Source organism: Streptomyces sp. CB02923 (assembly GCF_001905005.1).
In the GTDB taxonomy this organism is placed as follows: domain Bacteria; phylum Actinomycetota; class Actinomycetes; order Streptomycetales; family Streptomycetaceae; genus Streptomyces.
This window is the reverse complement of the sequence record NZ_LWKZ01000007.1, coordinates 77,688-86,815: the sequence shown is the minus strand read 5'-3', so window position 1 is coordinate 86,815 and position 9,128 is coordinate 77,688. Positions and strand designations below refer to the sequence as shown.

Here is a 9,128-nt window from a genome sequence, read left to right as displayed (position 1 = left end):
GATCCGAGAAACAGCTCCTAGAGGACCCGGCGCTGCTGGCGCGGTACGCCGCCGCCCGGGACGCGGACGACCTCGGCCGCCTCCGGCCCAGCCTCCCGCACGTGGACGGGGCGCTGGAGGCGCCCGGCACCCGGGTGCGGCTGACCACGGGGCGCGGTCGGCTGGCCCTGACGGCGGACGCGGTCACCTTCACCGCGGCCGGGAACGTCACCGAGTTCGCCCCGGCCGCGGCGCCGTTGCTGCGGCATCTGCTGACGGCCCCGGCCGGAGCCTGGGTCACCTGCGCCGAGCTGGCCCAGCACGCCGGGCTCCCGCTGAGCGATGTCGCCGCGGTGGTGAACGAACTGGTCCAGAGCCAGGCCGCCACACTCGCCGTGGAGCAGCGATGACGGTGGCGCTGGGGCTGGGTACGCACCGCGTCCGGGAGGTGGCCGCCGCCGTCGAGCTGGCGGCCGCCTCTCCCGCCCCGTGGATCGACACCGCCCCGAACTACCTCCGCGGCCGCGCGCACGCCCGACTCGCCCCGTTGCTCGTTGCCCACCCGGCGGTGCCGGTCGCGACCAAGGTCGGGTTCCTCAACGCGGCGGCGCGGTCCCTGGGGCGGGCCGCGGGCGTGGTGTCGGCTCCGGACGCGGCGGCCGGTCACAGCCTCGCTGCACCGTACGTACGGTGGCAGGCCGAGCAGAACCGGGCCGACCTGGGTCGCGGGCGGCTGGCGGCCCTGTTCCTGCACAACCCCGAGCGCACCTGCCGCTCCGACCGGCTGCACAAGCAGTTGCGGGAGGCGTTCGCCGTCCTGGAGGAGCAGGTGGCGACGGGCGCCGTACAGAGGTACGGAGTGGCCACCTGGGACGGCTTCGACACCGGCGCCTTCACCGTCGCCGACCTCGACCGGCTGGCCGCCGAGGCGGCCGGCAGCGCCGACCACCACCTTCGGGTGATCCAGTTCCCGGTCAGCCTCGTCGCCGCCGACGCCTTCACCCTGGCCCTGCGGGGGCGGGGGCCGATCGCCGAGGCCGCCGGCCGAGGCTGGGCCGTGCACGCCTCCGCGCCCCTGCACGGCGGGGAACTTCCGCACCTGGCGACCGCCGAACTCGCCGCGCTGCTGCACCCGGGGCTGAGTATCGCGCAGGCGTGCCTGCTGGCCACCGCGTCCTGCCCCGGCGTCTCCCGGGTCCTGCTGTCGGCCTCCCACCGGGCACACTGGACTGCCGCCCTCGGCGCCCTGGCCGCCGAACCGATCCCGCCCACGAGACTGCGGAGCGTCCTGGATGTACTCGCCGCCCCCCGACCCGGCTGACGCACAACGCCTCGCCGACGCCCACGACAAGGCCGCCGCCGCCCTCGGCGCCACCCCCCACGGCCCGCTGGCATGGGGGTGGCACGGCCGGACGCTGAGCCGCCGCGCCGATCACTCCGAGCACGGCGCCTGCTGGCTGCGGCTGCTGGCCGCCCCGGCGGACCAGGCCGGCGGCAAGCTGTGGACCGGCACGGCCGACGCCGCCCGCAGCGTCCCGCGCGCGGTACACCGGCCGGAGCTGCACGGCCTGCACGACCACAGCGACGGCCCGTACGCCTACCGGGCCGAACTGACCTCCTACGTCGACGCCCCAATCTGCGCGCCCAGCCCCGTGATCCGCCAGGAACTCGCCCTGGCTTCCACCTGGTGGCCGACACTGCGCACGAATCTGGCCCACCTCGCCGCGGTCCGCACCGACCGGGTAGCGGTGCGCCAGGAATGGATCGACCGGTCCGTGCCCCGCTTCACCGGCGCGCCCGCCCCGCAGATCACCGAATGGGCCACCGCCCACGGCGACCTGCACTTCGCCAACCTCACCACCAGCGGCCCGGTCATCCTGGACTGGGAAGGCTGGGGCATCGCCCCGTACGGGTACGACGCCGCCCTGCTGTACGTCTACAGCCTCCTCGCACCTGCCACCGCCGCGCGCGTGAAGCACGAGTTCGCTGACGTTCTCGACTCCCCGAAGGGCCGAGCCGCCCAGATGATCGTGGCCGCCGAACTGCTCCAATCCGCCTCCCGCGGAGACCACCCGGAACTCGTGGCATCATTGCGGACGCTCATCGAGGAGATCAGCGAAGCGCTCTAGGTGGGAAAGCGCTGAGGGCCACCCTCAACGGCGGCTGCGGAGGGAGGAAGGCGGGCGGAGTGCCGCTCTCGGTGAAACCGGCGGCCCACGCTTCGGCGTCCGGCCCGGCGCTGTCGGGCAGCGGAGGCAGCAGTCGCAGGGATGCCCGGACGTGCTCCAGGGCAGCGATGGCATCGCTGAAGTCGTAGGCCACGGTGACGGCCTTCGGTGTGGTCACGGTGGTGCTCCCTCATCCCGCCCGGCTGTCGTCACGATACGGGCTGGGACGACCAGACGTCCCGGGTTCGCGTTGCCTGCCTGGGGCGCTCCGTGGGCAACTCGCTTACGGGCGTGCGGCCTGTGGAGGCCACCGCCGTCATGACGCCTCCAACTGCTCGGCCATGGAGGCGGCCGCGTCGTAGGCGGGGCTGCCTTCCAGCGCGCCGCGGCGCTGGTTGTACCGCTGCGTCGTGCGCGGGTCCTTGTGGTCGGCCCAGTGCTGGATCTCCTCCGGGCGGGCACCGGGCCGGTCGTATGCGTGGGTGATCGTGGAGTGCTTCAGGGAGTGCGGGCCGATCTTCTTCTGCGGCAGACCGGCCCGCTTCGCGGTGGCCCGGATCGCACGCCACTGCGACGCCTGGTCGAGCCGCTTGCCGGTGCTGGTACAGAAGATGAAACCCTCCGTGCGGCCCCCGATGAGGACCTGGAGAGCGTGCCAGACGAACGGCGGCACCGCCTTGGCGACCCAGGTCCCGCCCTTGATCTGGACCTCCAGGATGTGATGGCCCCTGTCGTAGCTCAGCTTCTCGATCCGCGCGCCGAGCGCGGCGTCGATACGCAGGCACAGGTGGTACAGGACCAGGATCAGGACGTACAGCCGGAACGCCGTACGGCGGCACGGATGCTCGTGCCGGGCGGTGCGCGCCAGCGTGACGAACTCGGCTTCGGTCAGGCCCTCGGTACGGGTGAACAGCGGGTCCATGGCCGGGTACAGCACCCCGTCGAAGGGATTGCTGTCCATCACCTCCCTCGGCAGGACCCGGGTCTGCAGCACGAACTTGAAGAACGAGGAGTTGGCGGAGAGCACGTTGTGCCGGGTGGCATCATCGCGCGGTCGGCCCTCCGGCACGCGCCGGCCGCCGCGCCAGACGAAGGCGGGCAGCGCATCGCGTTCGCCGTAAATGTCGGCCAGGTATGCGTACAGGTGCCAGACATGTGGAGGTCAGTCATCGCGCGGGTCGCCGATCGGCCGGGCGAGGCTCGCGCGGGCGGAGCGTTCCGCGCCGTCCGCCGCGTATGCCTCGGGTCTCTCGATGGGAACGAGCGTCACCGTGCGGCTTCTGCGGGGCCGAAGGGGCGCACCCCAATGTCTGTTGCCGCTGGCCATGGTCAGCTGCTGGTGTGCTCGGGATCGATGGCTTGGGCTTCTGAGTAGGTGCCGTAGCTGGTGGAGCCGTCGAGCAGAGTGAAGTCCATGTCGCCGGCGGTGAATCGGCTGGTGTAGTAGGGCCTGTGCGGAGTCGCGATCAGCGTGTCGATAGAACATTCGTGTGGCGAGACGCGAACTGAGCGATGATGACTGGGCGTTGGTGGAGCCGTTGCTGCCGATAGGCGAGTACGGGCCGTATCCGTACCGGCTGCGGGGCCAGCTTGCGGGCGCGGCCCGGCGGTTCCGTACTGGGAGCCAGTGGCGGGAGGTTCCAGAGGAGTTCGGAGCCTGGTCCACGATCTACGGCCGGTTTCGTCAGTGGCGCGATGCCGGGGTGTTCCAGGCCCTGATGGAGGTGCTGATCGCCGAGGCCGCGCGGCGCGGACAGGTCGACCTGTCGCTGGTCAGCGTGGACTCCACGACTGCCCGTGCACATCACGACGCGGCGGCGCGCGGGTGGGTGAGGAGGTGCTGGCCGCCCTGGAGGAGGCTGACGCGGCTGACCCCGCCCGTGCCGCGCGGCGTCGGGTTCGCCGCCGGCGCCGCGCTCGGCTGAAGGCCGCCGCCCTGGGGCGCTCGCGGGGCGGGCTGACCAGCAAGGTGCACCTGGCGGCCGAACGGCGCTGCCGTCCGCTGTCCTTCGTGCTTACCCCCGGGCAGGCCGCCGACAGCCCACAGTTCATCTCCGTCCTGCGGGCCATCAAGGTGTGCGGCCCGGTGGGCCGGCCGCGCACCCGGCCCGACGCGGTCACCGGCGACAAGGGGTACTCCTCCCGGGGCGACAGGGCCCACCTGGGCAGGCGCGGCATCAGGGCAGTGATCCCGGAGAAGGCCGACCAGGCGGCCAACCGGAACAAGAAGGGCCGCCGGGGCGGGCGACCCCTCACCTGCGACGCCGGCCCCTACCGGGACCGCAACACGGTCGAGCGCCTGATCGACAAACTCAAAGTGTGGCGCGGTATCGCCACCCGCTCCGACAAGGCCCCCGAGAGCTACCTCGCATCACTGCACCTCCGCGGCGCGATCATCTGGCTCCGCAGCCTCACGTGAAGACCCGAACTCCGCCTGGAAAGGTGTCCGGCGGCGGGCAGGCGGTGCGGCGACAGCTCGTGCGGGTGGGGGACAGCGAACCGCTTTGTCGGCCGGGTGGACAGCACGCTTATGACGATGCCCTGCTGGAGTCGGTGCCGCGCAGCAGGTCCGCGGCTCGTTCGGCCACGGCGTACACCGTGGCGACGGTATTCGCCGACGGAATGGACGGGAACACCGAGGCGTCGGCGACGCGGAGTCCGTCGATGCCGTGGACCCGCAGGTCGGGCCCGGTGACGGAGAGGGGATCGGCCCCCATCCGGCAGGTGCCGACCGGATGGCAGTACGAGGTGAGGGTCCGGCGCACAAACCCGCGCACGGCATCGTCGTCGTCCGCGTCCGGCCCGGGAACCACCTCCCGGCCACGCCACGGCGCGAGCGCCGGGGCGGAGCCGATCTCCCGGACGAGCCGCACACCGGCGACGACCGCCGCCAGGTCACGCTCGTCGGTGTAGAAACCCGGATCGAGCACCGGCGCCGCACCGGGATCGTCGCTTGCCAGCCGCAGCGTGCCGCGGCTGTACGGGCGGATCGCGGAGACAGCGATGGTGTAGCCGTCCTCGGGGTCCTTGGCCGAGGGCAGATGGGAAGGCAGGTCGACGAAGACGACCTGGAGGTCCGGCTCTTCGACAGCGGGATCGCTGCGTAGGAGACCGATGGCTTCGCCGTGGTTGTTGCGCCGTGGCGGCAGCGGGCGGGCCGCGCTCGACGTGACGTTGACGATCGGATGGTCGTGGAGCCGGGCGCCGACGCCCGGCAGGTCGAGGACGGCCCGGACACCCACGTCGGCCAGATGGGCCTGCGGGCCGATGCCCGACAGGAGCAGCAGCTGTGCGGAGCCGATGGCACCGGCAGTCAGGACGACTTCCCCCGCGCAGTCGACGGTCACCTCGTCGGTACCGGTGCGGTACTCCACGCCGGCACAGCGCCCGCTGCTGATGCGCAGCCGCCGCACCAGGGCGTTGGTCACGACGCTCAGGTTGGGTCGCTCCAGGGCCGGCGCGAGGTAGGCGTCGGCGGCGCTCTGCCGCCTGCCGTCGACGATGTTGAGGTCCGTCAGTCCGAAGCCCTCCTCCAGGCCGCCGCTGATGTCGGCGGCCCTGGCATACCCCGTCTCCGCGGCCGCTTCCAGGCACGCTTCGATGACCGGATGCGGCGGGTCAGCGGGTCCCACGGTCAGGGGGCCGTCGATCCCGCGCAGTGCCGGATCGCGGCCCACCGCGGTCTCACTGCGCCGGAAGTACGGCAGCAGATCGTCGAAGCCCCAGCCCTTGGCGCCCTGGCTGGGCCACCGGTCGTAGCCGCAGTGGTAGCCGCGGGCGAAGACCATGCCGTTGATCGCCGAGGATCCGCCGAGCCCGCGCCCTCGCGGCAGTCGTATGGAGGTGCCGGTGGCCGACTGCTCGACGGTAAAGTCTCCCCAGTTCGCGGGGGTCTGGAGCAGGGTCGGCCATGCGGGAGGCGAGGTCTGCGCGGGCAGCACCTTTGAGCCACCCGCCTCGATCAGCAGGACATGAGTGTTCACGTCCTGCGACAGCCTCGCCGCCAGCACACAGCCGGCCGTCCCCGCGCCCACGATGACGAAGTCGAATCCCGGCACGCGGTCCTCCTTCGGAGCGTCGTCACTCCTGCACGGCTTCGCCCAGCCGCTATCAGGTATCGAAGCATCACGGTCGCACGGCGGGAAGATTACGCGCCCTTTTATTCCGTCACCGTGATGGTCCGAAACACCGCCGACCAGGCGCCGTATCCGGGGCTGGCGCGCTACGAAACAGGTGACCAAGACCGCTTTTTCGGCCGAGACGGCCTCATCCAGCAGCTGATGGTCATGGTGCGCGAGAGGCCCTTGCCGGTGCTGGCCGGCCCGTCTGGCAGCGGTGAGTCCTCGCTCCTGCGCGCCGGACTGATCCCGAACCTGCGCACTACTTCCACCGCCCGCTGCTCCATAGGCCGTCGGACGACGGCGAAGCCCGGCCGCTGCCCAGCGCACGGCACCTCCGTCAGGCGCCCCGATCGGTGTCGAGCCACAGCGTGATCACGACTCCGCACAGGCCCTAGTTGTGTTGTTCGGGGAGTCAAACCCGTGACGGTGGTGCGGCAGGCTCCTTCGTGTCGAGGGCTGCGGTGCTTGTGCTGCACGCGAGGTGTGTTGTCGTACAGGAACCCGATCTCGGCGGTGCCGGAATTCTCGGGGGAGCCGACGGTGGCGTTGCTCGAACGGGAGGTGCTCTCCTTGGTGCGGAGCGCGGCGTGCAGGCTCCAGAAGGTCTGCTCGATCGTCATGTAGGCGGTGATCGGTCCCCGGTTCCCCCTTCGGGGATGCGACTGACCGGGCTCGGGAACAGCACCACGCGCCAGGTGCCGGTGACCGAGGGCCGACCGGTGAGGCGGTGGATGACGGGCCAGCGCCAGGCCCACTTGTCGAAGACCACCACGCCGTGTCCGACAGTGGCCGGAATGTAAGCGAACACGTACCGGAACTGCGAGGGGTAGAGGCCCAGGCCGACCAGGATGACCGAGTAGAGGGTGGCGGCGATGGTGGCGCCGGAGCGGAGGGTAGTGGCCGAGTTCACTGTCGGTCTGCGTAACCGAGGTAGTGCCAGGCGCCCTCGATCAGCTCGCGCGCCTGCTTCTCGTCCCACTTCTGGCCTTCGCCGAAGACTCTCTTGATTTCGTTCGGTTCCACCATGAGCTGAGGGCCGAGAAAAACAGCGGTGAGCTGCCGGTAGACCTCCTGCAGGCTTAGGCGGACCGCGTCGTCGAAGTCGCCGGCGAGCAGGACGTGGTCGGGGACGTTGTAGATCAGGAACTCGGAGAGATACGACGGCGCGGCTTCGATTACGCCCTGGGACGCGAGGTCGTTCTCCGCGTTCTTCAAGACCCGCACCACGAACTTGTACCGCTGCTTGGTGTCGGTGTTCTTCGTGCAGCCGTTGGCCAGTTGGAGTTCGGGCCAGTTGATGACCCGCTTGCCGTCACGTCCGTAGACGACGCTTCCCACATACTCGCCCTCGGGCGCAGTGATGTCGTACTTCACCCACTTGAAACACGGCACGACGTCGATGCTGGGACGGCTGCCGGATACTTCTGGGACGTAGAAGGCGATGTTGTGGTCCGCGTCCACCCACCCGAAGTGATTGGAGAGGGCGGCGTGGACTTCCTCGCGGAGCAGGGCAGCCGTCCACGGCCCAGTGTGCTGAGTTCGTTGTCCGAACCACCATGACTCCAAGCCGTCGGTGTGGAAGGGCTTGTTGAGCTTCACCATGATGTCCACGTCGCTGTCGCCGCGGACGTTGGTTTTGTTGGGATAGGAGCCCTTGGACGCGACCGTGATGTCGAGGCCCTGGAACGGCTGGTGACGGTCGACCGCGTCCTTCACCATACGCTCGGCCCGCTTCAGCCGGTCCTGCTCGGAGGGGCCTGGAGGGTTCCTCCACCTGCGAATCACAACGAGCCGCTGAGCGTACGACACCTGTGGTCTGGCGAACCGACTTACGGCGGACAGGTAGTCGATGCCGTGACGCAGTCCACGGGCGCGGGGGAGTACGGGCCCGCTGCGGCGGTGGCCAACGTGCGGGCGTGACTCGCGCTGCCGAAGACCGAAGCGCCCGTCGGGGGCCCACGCTGTGGGCTGAGCCGGACGGACTTCGAGTGTGCGTGTTCAACCGGGGCGATGCCGCTGCGATAGCCGTGCCCGTCATGCGGTGCCGGTGCGCGGCTTTCGTGCTTCACGCTCGCCTCGCGCGGGCTACCGGTCAATCTATTCGCCCACGGCAGACGAGAAAGAACTGCAAAGGACTGGAACTTGTTCCGGGGCTATGTGAACGTACAACACCCCCGGAGGAACAGGGCTCGCCAATAGCTCACCGGGTGATATGTGAGGAGAGCGTCTCTGTAAGACAGGCTGCTGGCCGAGGAACGGTCGGACATCAGGCATTCAAAGAGCCTGCTGGATGTCGCTGCTGGCGGTGGGTGAGGGCGTCACCCGGGGCGGAAGGAACGCAACATAGTCGACGATCCCCGGTTAGGGAAACCGGGGATGTTCCAGACACTTGAGAGGTCCGCAACTGACTCCGCTCAGCGATGGAGCCAGGCCAGGCGCGAACAACGCCGAGTTCAGGGACTTCGGCTTCGCTGCCCGCTCTCCTTCTAACCTCCGAAAGACCTCCTTTGACTGCAAACTCACTGTCGTCCGCATCTGTTGCCGTTTCCGCCCTCGGCCCGACGGGTGCTGTCCAGAGAGCGTTCCTGAACCTGAAGGAAGCGGCTGAGTATCTCGGTCTCTCGCCGAACACGCTCTATGTGTGGCGGCACCGTCGGCAAGGACCGCCGAGTTTTCGTATGGGCGCCGGTGGCCGTGTGATGTATCGGCTGGAAGCACTTGATGCCTGGGTTCGAGAGCAGGAGCTGGCCGACTCGCGCTCCAACACGTCCCTGAACCCCGTGGACGCGGCTCCGACGCTGCGTCCCAGTCGTACAACCAGAACCTGACGGACCGACGACGCCTGTTCGCCGATTGTATC

Annotated in this window: 9 protein-coding genes and 2 pseudogenes; 6 read left to right on the top strand and 5 right to left on the bottom strand. The window is 69.9% G+C overall.

Going from position 1 to position 9,128, the window contains the following annotated elements; genetic code table 11:
- From A6A06_RS10495 to A6A06_RS10485, 3 genes and pseudogenes are all read left to right on the top strand, one after another.
- Nucleotides 1–389 (top strand): annotated as a pseudogene (locus A6A06_RS10495) (cupin domain-containing protein); the annotation flags it as partial.
- On the top strand, nucleotides 386–1,300 hold the full coding sequence (locus A6A06_RS10490; protein WP_073760936.1) for an aldo/keto reductase: 915 nt from the start codon (nucleotides 386–388) through the stop codon (nucleotides 1,298–1,300). The pseudogene A6A06_RS10495 and the gene A6A06_RS10490, both read left to right, overlap by 4 nt.
- On the top strand, nucleotides 1,272–2,108 hold the full coding sequence (locus A6A06_RS10485; RefSeq protein ID WP_073760935.1) for a hypothetical protein: 837 nt from the start codon (nucleotides 1,272–1,274) through the stop codon (nucleotides 2,106–2,108). Before A6A06_RS10490 ends, A6A06_RS10485 begins: the two co-directional genes overlap by 29 nt.
- Here A6A06_RS10485 and A6A06_RS41535 read toward each other — a convergent pair.
- Nucleotides 2,092–2,325, bottom strand: coding sequence for a hypothetical protein (locus tag A6A06_RS41535; RefSeq protein ID WP_073760934.1), 234 nt, complete (start codon nucleotides 2,323–2,325; stop codon nucleotides 2,092–2,094). The genes A6A06_RS10485 and A6A06_RS41535 overlap by 17 nt on opposite strands.
- Nucleotides 2,326–2,463: 138 nt before the next feature.
- Nucleotides 2,464–3,174, bottom strand: coding sequence for a tyrosine-type recombinase/integrase (locus A6A06_RS10475; RefSeq protein WP_073760933.1), 711 nt, complete (start codon nucleotides 3,172–3,174; stop codon nucleotides 2,464–2,466).
- A 463-nt stretch (nucleotides 3,175–3,637) separates the two neighbouring features.
- On the opposite strand from A6A06_RS10475, the pseudogene A6A06_RS40750 reads away from it, so the two are divergent.
- Nucleotides 3,638–4,566 (top strand): annotated as a pseudogene (locus A6A06_RS40750) (IS5 family transposase).
- Nucleotides 4,567–4,675: 109 nt separating this feature from the next.
- Here the strand turns inward: A6A06_RS40750 and A6A06_RS10460 are convergent.
- Nucleotides 4,676–6,205 (bottom strand): GMC family oxidoreductase, encoded by a 1,530-nt coding sequence (locus tag A6A06_RS10460; RefSeq protein ID WP_073760932.1) that lies wholly within the window; start codon nucleotides 6,203–6,205, stop codon nucleotides 4,676–4,678.
- On the opposite strand from A6A06_RS10460, the gene A6A06_RS43705 reads away from it, so the two are divergent.
- Nucleotides 6,119–6,640: an nSTAND1 domain-containing NTPase gene (locus A6A06_RS43705; RefSeq protein ID WP_338015878.1), complete on the top strand. Its 522-nt coding sequence runs from the start codon at nucleotides 6,119–6,121 to the stop codon at nucleotides 6,638–6,640. The two genes, A6A06_RS10460 and A6A06_RS43705, sit on opposite strands and share 87 nt — an antisense overlap.
- Before the next feature lie 244 nt (nucleotides 6,641–6,884).
- Here the strand turns inward: A6A06_RS43705 and A6A06_RS10455 are convergent, their stop codons facing one another.
- Together A6A06_RS10455 and A6A06_RS10450 are read right to left on the bottom strand one after the other, a co-directional pair.
- Nucleotides 6,885–7,178 carry a hypothetical protein gene (locus A6A06_RS10455; protein ID WP_073760931.1) on the bottom strand — a complete coding sequence of 98 codons (294 nt, stop codon included), beginning with the start codon at nucleotides 7,176–7,178 and terminating at the stop codon, nucleotides 6,885–6,887.
- Nucleotides 7,175–8,077 carry a nucleotidyltransferase domain-containing protein gene (locus A6A06_RS10450; protein WP_199930797.1) on the bottom strand — a complete coding sequence of 301 codons (903 nt, stop codon included), beginning with the start codon at nucleotides 8,075–8,077 and terminating at the stop codon, nucleotides 7,175–7,177. The genes A6A06_RS10455 and A6A06_RS10450 overlap by 4 nt, the downstream gene beginning before the upstream one ends.
- Before the next feature lie 611 nt (nucleotides 8,078–8,688).
- Here A6A06_RS10450 and A6A06_RS10445 point away from each other — a divergent pair.
- Nucleotides 8,689–9,096, top strand: a complete 408-nt coding sequence (locus A6A06_RS10445; protein WP_079193928.1) for a helix-turn-helix transcriptional regulator — start codon at nucleotides 8,689–8,691, stop codon at nucleotides 9,094–9,096.
- Nucleotides 9,097–9,128 lie beyond the last annotated feature (32 nt).